Origin of the sequence: Nonomuraea sp. NPDC026600, assembly GCF_040638335.1 — a bacterium.
In the GTDB taxonomy this organism is placed as follows: domain Bacteria; phylum Actinomycetota; class Actinomycetes; order Streptosporangiales; family Streptosporangiaceae; genus Nonomuraea.
In genome coordinates, this window is record NZ_JBEZYD010000005.1 from 379,825 (window position 1) to 394,315 (window position 14,491).

General features: G+C 70.7%; 12 protein-coding genes. 1 reads left to right on the plus strand and 11 read right to left on the minus strand.

Annotated elements, in window-relative coordinates; all coding sequences use genetic code 11:
- Position 1: 1 nt before the first annotated feature.
- The 11 genes from AB0F17_RS14800 to AB0F17_RS14850 form a co-directional block, all read right to left on the minus strand.
- On the minus strand, positions 2-2,233 hold the full coding sequence (locus tag AB0F17_RS14800; RefSeq protein ID WP_358021871.1) for a hydantoinase/oxoprolinase family protein: 2,232 nt from the start codon (positions 2,231-2,233) through the stop codon (positions 2-4).
- Positions 2,230-3,042: an ABC transporter permease gene (locus tag AB0F17_RS14805; protein WP_358021874.1), complete on the minus strand. Its 813-nt coding sequence runs from the start codon at positions 3,040-3,042 to the stop codon at positions 2,230-2,232. The genes AB0F17_RS14800 and AB0F17_RS14805 overlap by 4 nt, the downstream gene beginning before the upstream one ends.
- Entirely contained in the window at positions 3,035-3,898 is an 864-nt protein-coding gene (locus AB0F17_RS14810; protein WP_358021878.1) for an ABC transporter permease, read from the minus strand. The genes AB0F17_RS14805 and AB0F17_RS14810 overlap by 8 nt, the downstream gene beginning before the upstream one ends.
- Positions 3,895-5,055 (minus strand): ABC transporter ATP-binding protein, encoded by a 1,161-nt coding sequence (locus AB0F17_RS14815; RefSeq protein WP_358021881.1) that lies wholly within the window; start codon positions 5,053-5,055, stop codon positions 3,895-3,897. The genes AB0F17_RS14810 and AB0F17_RS14815 overlap by 4 nt, the downstream gene beginning before the upstream one ends.
- Positions 5,052-6,104: an extracellular solute-binding protein gene (locus AB0F17_RS14820; protein ID WP_358021884.1), complete on the minus strand. Its 1,053-nt coding sequence runs from the start codon at positions 6,102-6,104 to the stop codon at positions 5,052-5,054. The genes AB0F17_RS14815 and AB0F17_RS14820 overlap by 4 nt, the downstream gene beginning before the upstream one ends.
- A gap of 204 nt (positions 6,105-6,308) precedes the next feature.
- Positions 6,309-7,100: an amino acid ABC transporter permease gene (locus AB0F17_RS14825; protein ID WP_358021887.1), complete on the minus strand. Its 792-nt coding sequence runs from the start codon at positions 7,098-7,100 to the stop codon at positions 6,309-6,311.
- On the minus strand, positions 7,097-7,765 hold the full coding sequence (locus AB0F17_RS14830; RefSeq protein WP_358021890.1) for an amino acid ABC transporter permease: 669 nt from the start codon (positions 7,763-7,765) through the stop codon (positions 7,097-7,099). Before AB0F17_RS14830 ends, AB0F17_RS14825 begins: the two co-directional genes overlap by 4 nt.
- A 2-nt stretch (positions 7,766-7,767) precedes the next feature.
- Entirely contained in the window at positions 7,768-8,604 is an 837-nt protein-coding gene (locus tag AB0F17_RS14835; RefSeq protein WP_358021894.1) for a glutamate ABC transporter substrate-binding protein, read from the minus strand.
- A 9-nt stretch (positions 8,605-8,613) separates the two neighbouring features.
- Positions 8,614-9,357 (minus strand): amino acid ABC transporter ATP-binding protein, encoded by a 744-nt coding sequence (locus AB0F17_RS14840; RefSeq protein ID WP_308127007.1) that lies wholly within the window; start codon positions 9,355-9,357, stop codon positions 8,614-8,616.
- A 96-nt stretch (positions 9,358-9,453) separates the two neighbouring features.
- Positions 9,454-10,290 carry a glutamate ABC transporter substrate-binding protein gene (locus AB0F17_RS14845; protein ID WP_358021898.1) on the minus strand — a complete coding sequence of 279 codons (837 nt, stop codon included), beginning with the start codon at positions 10,288-10,290 and terminating at the stop codon, positions 9,454-9,456.
- Complete coding sequence (locus tag AB0F17_RS14850; RefSeq protein WP_358021901.1) at positions 10,287-10,973, minus strand: response regulator; 687 nt, start codon at positions 10,971-10,973, stop codon at positions 10,287-10,289. Before AB0F17_RS14850 ends, AB0F17_RS14845 begins: the two co-directional genes overlap by 4 nt.
- 167 nt (positions 10,974-11,140) lie before the next feature.
- On the opposite strand from AB0F17_RS14850, the gene AB0F17_RS14855 reads away from it, so the two are divergent.
- Positions 11,141-14,179, plus strand: coding sequence for a response regulator (locus tag AB0F17_RS14855; RefSeq protein WP_358021904.1), 3,039 nt, complete (start codon positions 11,141-11,143; stop codon positions 14,177-14,179).
- Positions 14,180-14,491 lie beyond the last annotated feature (312 nt).

The following is a 14,491-nucleotide window of genomic DNA, read 5'->3' on the forward strand; positions in this document are numbered from 1 at the left end:
ATCAGCCCTTTCGACTTCGACGAAGATGCAGATTCCCGGTGCCGTCGACGCTGCCGGACCAGCCGGGCGGTACGACCACGGTGGTGTCGTCCTGCTCGACGATCGCCGGGCCGTCGAACGCGTCGCCCACGCCGAGGGCCGATCGCAGATGGACGTCGGCGGCGTGCCACGCGCCGGCGAGCAGGACCTGTCTGCGGCCGTGCGGGGCGGGGGTTCCCGTTCCCGGGGGTACGGTGGCGGACGGCAACTCGGCCACCGGGCCGACGACGCCTAGCCGGGCGGTGCCCAGTTCGATGGGGGCGTGCTGGTCGCGGAAGCCGTAGAGGCGTTCGTGTTCGGCGTGGAACGCCTCGGAGATCGCCTCGACCTCGAGCCGGGCCGGGTCCAGGGCGACGCGGAGCTCGTACGCCTGTCCGGCGTAGCGCATGTCGGCCGAGTGGGACAGCCGCGCTTCAGAAGCGCCGGCGCCGTTCCCGGTCGCAGCGGCGGCGGACTGTTCGGTGAGCCAGGCTTGGGCCTGGTCGGACAGTTCGGCGAGTACGCCGGACAGGCGGGCGGCGCTCGCCGGGTCGAGGCGGCGGCGCAGGCTGCGGGCGAAGTCGCGGCGCAGGTCGGCGCCCGCCGCGCCCAGGGCGCAGAAGGTGGCGGCCGTGGGCGGTACCACGATGTGGGTGATGCCGACCTCTTCGGCGAGCATCGCGGCGTGGGTCGGGCCCGCGCCACCGAACGGCACGAGGGTGAACCGCCGGGGATCGAGGCCACGCTGGGCCATGATCTTCTGAAGCTCGGTGGCCATACCCGCCGTGGCCACCCGCAACGCGCCAGCGGCAGCCCGGTGCGCCGCCCCGACAGCACCGTCCTCCACGGGAAACCCCGCGTCCGGCCCCGCGACCGCGCCTGGCCACGGCCCCGCCCCCGCGCTCAGACGGGAGTCGGGACGGACGTGGAGGTGGGAGTCAGGGTGGGTATACAGGCGGGAGTCGGGGTGGGGGCGGGAGTCCACGCGCCCGGAAAGGCGGGTGGCGATGTCGGTGAGGGATTTGGCGGCGGCGTCGGCGTCGAGTCGCATCCGGCCGCCGAGGAACGTCGCCGGGTCGATCATGCCGGTGACCAGGTAACAGTCGGTCACCGCCGGCCGGTCCCCGCCCCGGCCGTACGCCACCGGTCCAGGCTCAGCGCCGACGCTCTCGGGGCCGACCTTAAGCACCCCTTGACCGTCCACCCAGACCACCGACCCGCCGCCCGCCCCGATCGCGCTCACCGCGACGACCGGCACGATCAGGGGCAGTCCGCCGACCGTGGTGTGGGTGGCCAGTTCGGGTGAGCCGTTGACCGTCACCGCGATGTCGCTGCTGGTGCCGCCCATGTCGAAGGTGACGATGGCGCCCATGCCGAGCCGTGCGGCCGCGGCCACCCCGGCGGCCGGTCCGGACAGCACCGTCTCGATGGGGCGTTCCGCGGCGGAGCGCAGGCTCATCGAGCCGCCGTTGGAGGCGCTGATGAAGATGGGCGCGGGCACGCCCAGCGCACGCACCCGGCTCTCCAGCCGCCCGAAGTAGTCGCGCATCAGCGGCTGGATGTAGGCGTTGAGGCAGGCCACCAGCGCACGTTCGTACTCGCGGACCTCGGGCCAGACGGTCGCGGAGGCCATCAGCGGCAGCTCCGGGAGGCGTTCCCGCAGGCCGGCTGCGACGCCTTCCTCGAAGGCCGGGTCGGTGTAGCCGTGCAGGACCAGGACCGCCGCCGCGTCGGCGCCGATGGCGCGCAGGCGGGCGGCGACGCGGTCCAGTTCCGCAGCGTCCGGCGAGGACACGGGGACGCCGCCGGGGCCCAGCCGGGCGGAGATCTCGACGATCCGGTCACGGGGGACGAGCGGCTCCTCCTTGCCCGCGTACAGGTCGAAGGAGGACGGCATGCGGCTGCGGCCGATCTCCAGGATGTCCCGGTAGCCCTCGGTCACGACCAGGGCGATCCGTGCGCCGCGCCGCTGGATGATGGCGTTCAGCCCGATCGTGGTGCCGTGCGTGATGCCGCCGATCTCCTCGGGCCGCAGATCCGCCTGGGCGAGGATGACCGCCAGCCCGTCGGCGACGGCTCTGGACGGGTCGGCGGGCGTGCTCGGCTCCTTGTGGTGCACCACCAGGCCGCGTTCCGGTACGGCGGCGACGAGGTCGGTGAACGTCCCCCCGACGTCGATGCCGATCCGCGCCATCATGGGGACAGCCGTAGTCACAAAGCCTCCGAAATACGAGCGAACCTATCGGCGATCACCATCACGACCACGCTCGCCGCCATGAGGAGCGTGGACACCGCGGCCATCGACGGGTCGAGCTGGTACTGCACGGCGGAGAAGATCCGCAGCGGCACCGTCGTGGTGTTCGCGCCGGCCACCAGGGCCGTCACGGCGACCTCGCCCAGCGACGTGACCGCGGCGAGGATCGCGCCCGCGAGGATGCCGGGCCGCAGCAGCGGCAGCGTCACGGTGAAGAAGACCCGGACCCGTCCCGCGCCCAGGCTGGTCGCGGCCCGTTCGAGTGCCGGGTCGAGTTGCGCCGCGCTGACCATGACCGCGCGCACCACGAAGGGCAGCGCGATCAGCGAGTGCGCCAGCCACAGCCCGGTGACGCTGTTGATCAGGCCGACGCCGTGGAAGTAGTAGAGCAGCCCGAGCGCGGTGATGATCTCGGGGACCATCAGCGGCGACAGCGCCAGCCCTTGGAGCAGCCGCCGCCCCGGGAAGGTGCCCTGCGCCAGGCCGTACGCGGCGAGGGTGCCGATCACCACGGTCGTCGGCACGACCAGGAGCACCAGCACACCGCTCAGCCGGAACGACACCTGCCAGTCGGGCGAGCCGAGCACCTCGGCGTACCAGCGGACCGACAGCCCGGACGGCGGGAAGGCCATCGAGGCGTCCCGGTTGAACGAGCTCACGACCAGCACCACCAGCGGCGCGATCAGGAACAGGAAGACGGCCGTCGCGAACGCCCCGCCCAGCAGTCCCACGGCCCGGTCATAGCCGAACCTCCGCCGTCGCTCAGCCATGGAGCCGCCGTTCCCAGATCCTGAACACGCCCGCGAGCAGTGTCGTGGACAGCAGGGTGAGTGCCAGCAGTGCGAAGCTCAGCGCGGCGGCGACCGGATAGTTGAACACGGTCTCCACCTGGTCGTAGACGCGAATGCCGGCCAGTGGCTGGGTAACCCCGCCGACCAGTAGCGGCGTGATGTAGATCCCCATGGCGAGGGCGAAGACGATCAGCGCGCCGGTCACCACGCCAGGCAGGCTGAGCGGCACCGTGACCCGCAGGAACGTCCGCACCGGCCCGGCGCCGAGCGTCTGGGAGGCCCGGTGCAGGTTGTGGTCCAGCCCGCCGAGCGCGGTCGTGAGCGGGATGATCGCGAACGGCAGCAGCACGTGCGTGACCGCGATCACGACCGACGGGTAGCTGGTGAGCAGCCGGGCGGGCTGATCCCGCAGCCCGGTGGCGACGAGCAGCCGGTTGACGATCCCGTTGCCGGACAGCAGCACCACCCATCCGTAGGTGCGTACCACCACGCTGGTCAGCAGCGGCGAGATCACGATGACGAACAGCAGGGTGCGCATCGTCCCGGCACCGCGGCGGGCAAGGACGTAGGCGGCCGGGTACGCGAGCACGACGCACAGCGTGGCCACCAGGAGCGCGGTGGCCAGGGTCTCCAGCAGCGAGCTGTAGAAGTAGGGCTCGGTGAACACCCGCTTGTACTGGTTCAGGGTGAATCCGGGCAGCGCCGCGTTGTACGGGTCGACCGGGCTGAAGCTGAGCCTGAACAGCTCCACGAGCGGCACCAGGAACAGCGCCGCCAGGAAGACGACCAGCGGAGCCACGTACGCCAGGCCGGCCCACCGCCTGGTGGGGGTCATCCGCCCGCTCCCGGGTCTCCGGCCGCTCCCGTGTCCAGGACGATCACGTCAGCCGGGTCCCAGTGGGCGACGACGGCCGAGCCGGCGCCCGGGGGATCGGCGGAGTTCGCGCCCGTGTCGGCGACATGCACGGTCAGGGTGCGCCCGTTCGCCAGCCGCACCTCCACATGCCAGGCATCGCCCGCGAAAGCGCGATAGCCGACGGTCCCGGCCACACCCTGACCGTCCGTGCCCTGGCCGCTCGCCCCCTGGTCGTCCGCACCTTGACCGTCCGTGGCCTGGCCAGGCGTGCTCAGCCGGATGCGCTCGGGACGGATCGCGACCACCGCCCGGCCGCCCGGCCGGAGCGGCAGCGGGCCGGGGTCGAGCAGGATCCCGTCCACGTCGAGCCGGCCGTCGGCCACCGTGCCCTCCAGGACGTTGGCCGCACCGATGAACTGCGCGACGAACCGGGTCGCCGGCCGCCGGTAGACCTCGTCGGGGCTGCCGAGCTGCTCGATCCGGCCGCCGTTCATGACGGCGACCCGGTCGGAGAGGGCCAGCGCCTCTTCCTGGTCATGGGTGACGAAGACCATCGTGGTGCCGATGCGCCGCTGGATGGCCCGCAGTTCCACCCGCATCTCCGCGCGCAGCTTGGCGTCGAGGTTGGAGAGCGGCTCGTCGAGGAGCAGCACGGCGGGCCGGATGGCGAGGGCGCGGGCGAGGGCCACCCGCTGCTGCTGCCCGCCGGACAGCTGCCGGGGGCGGCGGTCCGCGTACCCCTCCAGGCCGACCAGGCGCAGGGCCTCGCGGACCCGCTCATCCCGCTCGGCCCGGTCCAGCCGCCGGATCCGCAGCCCGTACGCCACGTTGCCGGCCACGGTCATGTGCGGGAACAGCGCGTAGTTCTGGAAGACCATGCCGAGCCCACGCCGGTACGGCGGGCGGTCCGTCACGTCGGTGCCGTCGATCACGATCCGCCCGGCCGTCGGCTGCACGAAACCGGCGACGCAGTTGAGCAGGGTCGTCTTGCCGCAGCCGCTGGGCCCGAGTATGGAGAGGAACTCGCCCTTGCGGATCGACAGCCCTTCCAGATCGAGCACCCGCGCGCCCTCGTACCCGGCGACCAGCCCCTCGATCTCGACGTGTCCGGCGCCTTCCTCGGGCAGTTCGATCATCCGAAGATCTGGTTCCACCGCTGCTGCCATTCGTTCAGCTTGGGAGTGGCCACCGCGTAGTCCACCCACGTGAACTTGCGGAAGACCTCTGGGCCGTGCTGCACGCGCTGGTCGAACTCCTTGCTGTAGGTGATCGTGTCGTTCCCGGCGGCGTACCAGGTGCCCTCGGCGAACGGCTTCTGGTTGGGAGCCGCCGTCAGGTAGTCGAGGAACTTGGTGGCGAGGTCGCTCTTCGTCGTGCCGGCCGCGACGAAGTACGAGGTCAGCGCGCCCACCGGCCCGGACTTGGGATAGGTGTAGCCGATCGGGGAGCCGGCCTGGGCCATGGCGAAGGCGCGGCCGTCCCAGAAGGGCATGATCCAGGCGTCGCCGTTCTCCATGACCGTGGCCGCGTTGCCCGCGTTGGCGGGGAACGACGACACGCAGCCCTTCAGCTTCGCGAGCTGGTCGAACGCCTTGTCCACCGCGGCGGGGTCGGACAGCTTGCCGCCCTGGGAGGTGACCAGGGCGGAGAAGAACTCCAGGCCCGGGTTGTAGGTCAGGGGCGGCAGCGCGACATGGCCGCAGTACTGCTTGTCGAAGATGTCCGACCAGTCGGCGGGCGCGTTCTTGATCTTGTCGGTCCGGTACATCAGCCCGGTCGAGCCCGTGGTCAGCGGCACGCCGTACTGCTTGCCGTCGTAGGCGGACTTCTCGGCGAGCACGGGGTCCAGCTCTTTCCAGTGCGCCAGCCGATCGGTCTGGAGCGGCTGGAGCAGGCCCGCGGCGGCGGCCGGGCGTGCGGCGTCGGGGGTGAAGGCGATGACGTCGAACGGCGGAGTCTTGCCGCCGGCCGCGCGCAGCTTGGTGAGCCATTCGGCGTTCGCGCCGTAGACGAGGTTCACCTTGACGCCGGTGTCACGCTGGAACGGTTCGACGAACGACTTCTTGAACAGCTCGCCCCAGGCTCCCGCGAACGCGGTGACCGTGATCTCCTGCTTCGCCGCGTCCGTCGAGCCGCCGCCCGTGTCCACTCCGCCGCACGCCGCGAGCCCCAGCACGATCGCCACGCCCGCTGCCGCAAGGCGCGTTGTTCCGCCCCTCATCAATCCCTTTCTGTCTGAGCCGCCAGTCAGGCTCGAAGACAAAAACCGACTATACCAGTCGGAATGATGGGATAACTTTACGCTTGCCGAGTTTAGCCTGGGGCGCCCCATGCCCCACTTATTGCGATGTATGTCAGCCTGACTGGCTGTATGGGGTAGATGACGGGGTCACCGACTGAGCCGGTGGGCGAGCCGGTCCAGCGACAGGTTGATGCCGATGAAGATGGCCGCGATGAGGATGGCCGCCGGGATGATGTTCGAGAAGTTGGCCGCGATCCCGTTCAGCCCCCGGTCCACCAGCTCGTCGTAACCCACGATCAGCCCGAGCGCCGAGTCCTTCAGCAGCACCACGAACTGGCTGATCACGGCCGGCATCATGGCCCGGAACGCCTGCGGCAGCAGCACCAGCCGCATGACCTGCCCCTTGCGCAGCCCGATCGCGTGGGCCGCCTCCGCCTGGCCGCGGGGCAGGCTCAGCACCCCGGCCCGGATGATCTCGGCGATCACCGACCCGTTGTAGAAGGTCAGCCCGAACACCACGGCGGTGAAGGCCGAGACGTTCACCCCGATGAGAACGTAGGACCCGAAGAAGGCGAAGAAGATGAGCAGCAGCAGCGGCACGGCCCGGAAGAACTCGACCACGGCCGCCGCCGGCCACCGGATCCACCGGTGGTCCGAGAGGCGGGCCGTCGCGAAGACGAGCCCGAACAGGCCCGCCAGCACGACGCCCGCCACCGCCGCGGCCAGCGTTCCGGCCAGCCCCGGCAGGATGAAGGTGGTCCACACCTCCGGCCGCAGGAACGGCGTCCACTTGGCGGCCGACCACTGCTCCTTGGCGTCGAACCGTACATAGATCACATAGGCCAGCGCCAGCAGCACCAGCGCGATGACCCCGGCCAGCACCCGGTTGCGGCGCTCGCCGCGCGGCCCCGGAGCCTCGTAGAGGTTGGCGTAGCTCACCGGGCCACCGCCAGCCGCCGCGACAGCCAGCCGAACAGCAGGCCCATGGGCAGGCACAGCAGCACGAACCCGGCCGCGAACCCGAGGAAGATCTGCATCACCTGGTCCCCGTACGTCTCGATCATCTCCCGCATCCGCACCGACGCCTCGCTCACGCCCACCACGAGCGCGATCGTGGTGTTCTTGGTCAGCGCGATCAGGATGCTGCCCAGCGGCGCGACCACCGCGCGGAACGCCTGCGGCAGCGTGATCAGCCGCAGCGTCTGAAGGAAGCCGAGCCCGAGCGAGCGGGCGGCCTCGGCCTGGCCGACCGGCACCGTGTTGATGCCCGAGCGCAGCGCCTCGCAGACGAAGGCCGCGGTGTAGACGGTCAGCCCGATGCAGGCCAGCCAGAAGTTGTTGGTCGCGATGTCGGACGAGAGCTCCACGCCCAGGTTCGCGCCGACGCCGAGGCCGGTGAACAGCAGCACCAGCGTCAGCGGGGTGTTGCGGGCCACGGCCACGTAGACGGTGGCGGTACGGCGCAGGGTCGCCAGCGGCGCGACGCGCATGGCCGTCAGCAGCGTGCCGAGCACCAGCGAACCGAGCGCGCTCACCGCCGCCAGCCGCACGGTCATCCAGAAGGCCGCGACGACGGTGTCCCACTCAAGGAGCAGCGCGTCCATGATCAGTACTGCTCCAGCTTCGGGGCCTCCGGCACGGTGAAGCCGGCGCCGCCGAAGCTGGACTCCAGCGCCTTCTTCCAGCTACCGTCGGCGAACATCTTGGTCAGCGCCTCGTTGACGGCCTTGCGGCCCGCCGAGTCGTCCTTCTTGAGCCCGATGCCGTACTTCTCCGTGCTGAACGGCTTGCCGACCACCTTGAGCTTGCCGGTGTGCTGCGCGGCGTACCCGGCGAGGATCACGTTGTCCGTGGTGATCGCGTCGAGCTGGCCGCCGAGCACCCGGTCCACGCACGCGGAGTAGGTCCGCTCCTCCTGCAGCTGCACCTCCTTGGCGTAGCTCTCCTTGACCTTCTGCGCCGGGGTCGAGCCGGCGACCGAGCACAGCTTCTTGCCGTTCAGCGTGTCGGGCCCGGTCAGCGTCGTGTCGTCCGCTCTGACGAGCAGGTCCTGGCCGGCCACGAAGTACGGCCCGGCGAAGGAGACCTTCTGCTTGCGCGCGTCGGTGATGGAGTACGTCGCCACCACCATGTCCACCTGGCCCTGCTGCAGGAACGCCTCCCGGTTGGCCGACACCGTCTCCTTGAACGTGATGTCCTTGGCCTCGACGCCCAGCGACTTGGCCACGTACTTGGCGATCTCGATGTCGAACCCGGTGAAGCTGCCGTCCGGCGTCCGCAGGCCGAGCCCCGGCTGGTCGGCCTTCACTCCGATGACCAGCTTCTTGTCGTTCTTGGCCTTGTCCACGACCGAGTCGTAGCTCGCCTGGCCGCTGCCGCACGCGGTGGCGGTGGCGGTGAGGGCGACGACGGCGAACACCGTGTAAAGGGATCTTCCAAACATGACGCGTCCTTAGTGAGTGAGGATCTTGGCGAGGAACGACTTGGCGCGCTCACTGCGCGGGGTGCCGAAGAAGTCGTCGGGGGCGTTCTGCTCGACGATCTCGCCGTCGGCCATGAACACCACGCGGTCCGCGGCCCGGCGGGCGAAGCCCATCTCATGGGTGACGACGACCATGGTCATGCCCTCGCGGGCCAGCGCCGTCATCACCTCCAGCACCTCGTTGACCATCTCCGGGTCGAGGGCCGAGGTGGGCTCGTCGAACAGGAGCACCTTCGGCTCCATGGCCAGCGCGCGGGCGATCGCGACGCGCTGCTGCTGGCCACCCGACAACTGCGCGGGGAACTTGGCCGCCTGGCCGCCGATGCCGACGCGCTCCAGCAGCTCGTACGCCTTCTTCTCGGCGTCCGCCCTGCTCTTCTTCAGCACGTGGACCTGCCCGAGCACGACGTTCTCCAGAACCGTCTTGTGCGCGAACAGATTGAACGACTGGAACACCATGCCGACCTCGGCCCGCAGCCTGGCCAGTTGCCGCCCCTCTTCGGGCAGCGGTGTGCCGTCGATCAGGATGGTGCCGGAGTCGATGGTCTCCAGCCGGTTGATCGCGCGGCACAGGGTGGACTTGCCGGCGCCCGACGGGCCGATGATCACCACGACCTCGCCCCGCCGTACGCTCAGATCGACGTCCCTGAGTACGTGATGATCGCCAAAGCGTTTGTTGACTTGGTCGAGGACGACCAGCCCCTGCTCGGACACGGGTAACGCTCCTTCCGTCCGCGTTGGCGCAACGGTAGGAGCGGCATATGTCACGCAGAGGGTTGTGCGCGTTCTGCTCAGTGATCGACGGGCCGGTTATCGATTGACGGGCGGCTTGGCCTGCGTGGCGGTCGCGCCGGACAGGCCGATGGTGTCCCTGAATGCCCGATCCCACTGCCCGTCACGCAGATAGCGCCCGATCAGCCCGCTGAGGTAGTCGCGGAACACGACGTCCTCCTTGCGGACGCCCATGCCGTACGGCTCGCGGCCGAACGGCTTGCCGACCAGCCGGAGCGCGCCCGGGCGCCGTTTCACCAGGCCGAGCAGGATCGTGTCGTCGGTGCTGATCGCGTCGATGCGCCCGGCCGTGAGCGCGGGCACGCATTCGCTGGAGTTGTCGGCGATCACCAGCCGGGCGCCGGGCACGCGTTCCCGCAGCCGGTCCAGGGAGGTGGAGCCGGTGGTCGTGCACACCGCCCGGCCGTCGAGGTCCGCCACGCCGTCGATGCGCTTGTCCCCGGCCCTGACCAGCACGTCCTGCCCGGCGTAGTAATAGGGGTCGGTGAAGCCGACGATCCGGCTCCTGGCCGGCGTGATGGAGTACGTCGCGACGACGATGTCCACCACCCCCTGCCGCAGGAAGTCCTCGCGCTGCACCGGCAGGGTCTCGACGAACCGGACATTGCGCTCGCTGCCGGTCAGGTCCTTGGCGACCAGTCTGGCCATCTCCGCGTCGAACCCGGTGATCCGCCCGCTGTCCGGATCCTTGAACCCGAACAGCGGATAGTCGAACTTGATCCCCACCGTGAGCATCCCGCTGCGCTGGACGCGGGCCATCGTGGAGCCCTCGGGGAACGCGGGCTCCTCGGAGGAGCCGCAGGCCGCCAGTGCCAGGCAGGCGAGTACGGCGAGCAGCGCCCGGACCGGCTTCACCGCACCCAGTACCGGTGCTGCGGGCGGCCCGTCGGCCCGTACCTCAGCCGAGCCTCGACCTGCCCCCGCTCGACCAGGTGCTCCAGATAACGGCGGGCGGTCGCCCTGCTGACGCCGATGGCCTCGGCCAGCTCGTGCGCCGACAGGTCGTCCTCGACCGTGGCCAGCCCGTCGAGCACCGCCTGCTCGGTCGCCGCCGAGATGCTCTTCGCCCGGGGAGAGGCGTCCAGATGCAGCGAGCGGAAGATCCGGTCGATCTCCTGCTGCTCGACGAACCTGCCGTCCGAGCCGAGCTGCTCGACCGTCGCCGCGTACCGCAGCAGCGTCTGCTCCAGAATCCCGGCCCTGGTCGGCTTGACCAGGTAGTACAGGGCGCCGCGCTGCATGGCCGCGCGCACCGCGGCCGACTCCTTGTGGCCGGAGATCACGATCACGTCGGTGGGCGGCTGGTCCGGGCGCCGCAGCCGGTGCGCGACCTCAAGCCCGGGCAGGTCGGGCAGATGGAGGTCGAGCAGCACCAGCCGCGGCGCGAACCGGTGGGCGGCGGCGAGCGCCACCTGACCGGTGTGCGCGATTCCCACCACCTTGAACCCGGCGACGCGGTTCACCTGGGCGTGCAGCGCGGCGGTCACGACCGGGTCGTCGTCCACGATGAGAACGGTGATGTCCGCCGCTCCAGGCATCGCCACACTCCTAGCTCGACTGTGATCGACGCGGGCATCTTAGGGACGTTGTGTTACAACAAATCGCATTCTGCTCCTTTTGCTCAGCGCGGGGCTTCGCGCGAAGCTCTTCCCTCCTACTGTGTTCTGCGGCGACGGCCGACGAGCCGCAGGGGGAGGTGACGCCAGTGAAAGACCGCGGATGGCTCCTGGCAGTGACGGCGCTGTGGATTCTGCTCGGCCTGCTCCCGCTGGCGCTGCTGACGTCGTCCAGCATCACGCTGTCGGCGGACGCCGTCGGCGACGAGGTCGGCGACCGGGTACGGACCACCGCCTCGGTCAGCCGGGTCGTGGTGGAACAGCAGCTCGGCTCGCTCAAGCAGCTCGTCAGCGCGTTCGCCCAGCAGCCCGCGGTACGCGCCGCGGTGACCTCCGGGAAGCCGGCGAGCCGCGCCACCATGATCGAGTTCCGCGAGGAGCTGGCCAGGATGCGCGCCGGAGTCGGCGGCGTGATCGTGATCGGGCCGCGGGGCGACATCGCCGGCGCCGAGCCGACGAGCGTGCTGCCCCAGGACGTGAGCAGCACTGACTGGTACGTCTCCGTCCGCGACCGCCTGCAGCCGTACGTCTCCCAGGCCTACACGCCCACGATGCGCGGCGTGTCCAGGGCGGTCGCGGCGGCCGCGGCGATCCCGAGCGCCGACGGCAAGAGCGTGCTGGGCGTCCTGGCCGTCGTCTACAGCCTGGACGCCATCCAGGACTTCGCGTCGCAGGCCGCCGAGGCGCAGGGGATCCGGCTGCTGATCACCGACCAGTCGGGCGTGCTCGTCGCCGACCCCGGCAGGAAGCTCTACGCCCTCACCTCCCTGCGCGAGGATCCCAGGGTGGACGCGGCGCTGGCCGGCCGTACCCTCTTCACCACCCACCAGGGCCCCGACGGCAAGGTGCTGTCGGCGTCGGAGCCCATCCCCGACGTCGGCTGGACGGTCACCGCCGAGGTGCCCGCCGACGCGGCACTCGCCTCGGCCGAGCAGCTCAGGGTACGGGTGCTGTCGATCGCCGCCGTCCTGGCACTGCTGATCCTCATCGGACTGGGCCTGCAGCTCCACACCACGCGCGGCCGGCGCAGGGCGCAGCGGACACTCGCCCGGTACGCGGCCGAGCTGGCCGTCGCCCGGGACGAGGCGGTGAGCGCGTCCGGCGCCAAGTCCGAGTTCCTCGCCAAGATCAGCCATGAGATCCGCACCCCGATCAACGGCGTGCTCGGCATGAACTCCCTGCTGCTGGAGACCCGGCTCGACGGCGAACAGCGCCACTACGCGAGCACGGCCCAGGAGTCCGCGCGGAGCCTGCTCCGGCTGCTCGACGACTTCCTCGACCTGTCGAAGATCGAGGCGGGGCATCTGCAGGTGGAGTCGGTGCCGTTCGACCTGCCCCGGCTCTGCGACGAGGTGGTGGCCCCGTTCGCGCCGCACGCCTACCAGCAGGGACTCTGGCTCACCTCGCGGCTCGGCGACAGCCTGCCCCAACAGGTGATCGGCGATCCGGTACGGCTCGGGCAGGTGCTCACCAACGTCGTCGGCAACGCGCTGAAGTTCACCGTCCAGGGCGGCGTCGACCTGGAGGTGACCCTCGACGAAGGCGGTCCCGGCGACGACCAGGTCACGCTGCGGTTCACGGTGACCGATACCGGTGTGGGCGTCGGGCCGGACGACCTCGAGCGGGTCTTCGGCATCTTCCGCCAGGTCGACTCCCCGATCACCCGGCGGACCGGTGGCAGCGGTCTCGGCCTGGCCATCAGCAGGCAGCTCACCGAGCTGATGGGCGGCGAGATCGGGCTGGACAGCGTCGAGGGGGTGGGCAGCCGGTTCTGGGTCACGCTGCCGGTGGACGTCCTGACCTGGTCGGCCCCGGCCGCGCCCGCGCTGCGCGGCCGGCGAGTGCTCGTCGCCGACGCCCGGCCGGAGGACCTCGCACTGGCCGGCCGCATCCTGGACGACGCCCGGCTGGTGGTGGAGACGGCATCCGACGGCCCGGCCGCGTTGACCGCTTTGCGGGCCGCCGCCGAGGCGGGCCGGCCGTTCGACCTGGCGGTCATCGACCTCGACCTCGGGGCCGCGAATGCCGACGCTGCGCCGATTGACTCTGTGCGGACTGACGCTGCGCTGGATGACCCTTTGCGGACCGAGTCGGCGCCGACCGATTCCGCGCTGACCGGCGGGGTGTTGGCCGACGTGGTGCTGGCCGATCCGCTGCTCCGTGACGCCAGCGTCGTCGTGCTCGTCACGCCGGGTCGGCCGGGGCGCGCCTGGCCGATCTCGGTGGCCGAGCGGACCGTGCAGTCGATGACCCGGCCGCTCAGCCGCCGCCGATTGCTCGCCGCCGTGGAGAACGCGCTGGCCCCCGCCCAGGGCGCGGCGACGGTGCCGGGTTCGGCCCTGGCGCTGGACCCCGTGCAGGGCGCTGCGCTGGGGCCCGTGTCGGCGCTCGCGCTGGGGCCCGCGACCGGTTCGGCCGAGTCGCCGAGTGCGCCCGTCGCCGGTGCGGCGCCGGTCCGGATCCTGGTGGCCGAGGACGACGAGGTGAGCCGTCAGGTGGCGGCCCTCGTTCTGCGGAAGGCAGGCCACCACGTCGATTCCGTCGCCGACGGGAAGCAGGCCGTGGCGGCGGTGCTCTCGGGCGGGTACGACCTGGTCTTCATGGACTGCCAGCTGCCGGTGCTCGACGGCCTGGCCGCGACCGCCGAGATCAGGCGGCGCGAGGAGCCGCGTACGCCGATCATCGCGATGACCGCGGCGGCGATGCCGGACGACCGGCTCCGATGCCTGGAGGCGGGCATGGACGACCACCTCGCCAAGCCCGTGGACTGGCAGTACGTCCTGACCCGGGTGCCGCTGTGGGCCGCCGCCCCCGGGGCCCCGCCGGAGCTGGCGGGGTTGTCGAGGGAAGAGATCAGGGCGGTCGCCGAAGCCTTCCTCTCGACGGTCATGGGGGTCTATGACGAGCTCCTCCAGGCCGTACACGGAGAAGACCTGGCCCGGGCCGCCTCGCTCGCGCACCGGTTGAGGGGCAGCTGCGCGACCGTCGGGCTCACCGACGCGGCCGAGGTGTGCGAGCGGGTCGAGGCATCGGCCATGCGCGGGGTCGCCGAACGGGAATGGGTGAATCGGCTGGGTGGTTTATTGCGCGCACAAATTAACCGCGGCGTCGGATTTATTAACGTGTGAGTAATTTTACATCACTAGGGTGCTTATGTCCGTAAATTAACGTGTTTGTAATGGGGGAGCGTAAATGGCGGATCCGACCGAGGAGCCCAGTCCCACGGGCACTCCCAGCCCCACCGCGTCGGACACCCCAACGCCCACACCTACGGACACTTCTCCGCCAACACCCACTCCGACGGACACGCCGACCCCGACCCCGTCGGACACGCCGACCCCAACTCCGACCCCAACTCCGACCCCAACTCCGACCCCAACTCCGACCCCAACTCCGACCCCAACTCCGACCCCAACTCCGACCCCAACTCCGACCCCGTC

What these genes read in the sequence shown, in the direction of transcription:
- AB0F17_RS14850 (WP_358021901.1), bottom strand. Translation starts at nt 10,973, where the DNA reads ATGCCTGGAGCGGCGGACATCACCGTTCTCATCGTGGACGACGACCCG.
- AB0F17_RS14810 (WP_358021878.1), bottom strand. Translation starts at nt 3,898, where the DNA reads ATGACCCCCACCAGGCGGTGGGCCGGCCTGGCGTACGTGGCTCCGCTG.
- AB0F17_RS14805 (WP_358021874.1), bottom strand. Translation starts at nt 3,042, where the DNA reads ATGGCTGAGCGACGGCGGAGGTTCGGCTATGACCGGGCCGTGGGACTG.
- AB0F17_RS14835 (WP_358021894.1), bottom strand. Translation starts at nt 8,604, where the DNA reads ATGTTTGGAAGATCCCTTTACACGGTGTTCGCCGTCGTCGCCCTCACC.
- AB0F17_RS14830 (WP_358021890.1), bottom strand. Translation starts at nt 7,765, where the DNA reads ATGGACGCGCTGCTCCTTGAGTGGGACACCGTCGTCGCGGCCTTCTGG.
- AB0F17_RS14815 (WP_358021881.1), bottom strand. Translation starts at nt 5,055, where the DNA reads ATGATCGAACTGCCCGAGGAAGGCGCCGGACACGTCGAGATCGAGGGG.